This window comes from Pseudomonas sp. RA_35y_Pfl2_P32, from assembly GCF_963970735.1.
Lineage (GTDB): Bacteria > Pseudomonadota > Gammaproteobacteria > Pseudomonadales > Pseudomonadaceae > Aquipseudomonas.
Window position 1 is genome coordinate 1 of the sequence record NZ_CAXAQF010000373.1, and the last position, 435, is coordinate 435.

At 65.5% G+C, this 435-nt stretch carries 1 protein-coding gene; it reads left to right on the plus strand.

Annotation, left to right across the window (positions count from 1 at the left end; all coding sequences use genetic code 11):
* The coding region (locus tag AACY45_RS28765; RefSeq protein ID WP_339548872.1) for a response regulator at nucleotides 1-435 on the plus strand (435 nt) is incomplete at both ends.

A 435-nucleotide genomic window follows, 5' to 3' on the forward strand; every position in this document is an offset into this window, starting at 1 on the left:
GTTGATGACGAACGCGATATTCGCGATCTGGTCGCCGGTGTGCTCGAAGACGAAGGCTATGGCGCGCGCGTCGCGGCCGACAGCGATTCGGCCCTGGAAGCCATTTCGGTGCGGCGGCCGTCGCTCGTGCTGCTCGACGTGTGGCTACAGGGCTCGCGGCTCGACGGCCTCGAGTTGCTTGATGAGATCAAGCGGCGCGACCCGTCGATCCCGGTGCTGATGATTTCGGGGCATGGCAATCTCGATACCGCCGTTGCTGCGATCCGGCGTGGTGCGGCCGATTTCATCGAAAAACCGTTCGAGGCCGAGCGGCTGCTGCTGATGGTGGCACGCGCGACCGAGACCGAGAGCTTGCGCCGCGAGATCGCCAGCCTGCGCGCGGTGGTGGGCCGCGATACCGATTTGACCGGCAATTCCGGTGCGATCAACGGCGTG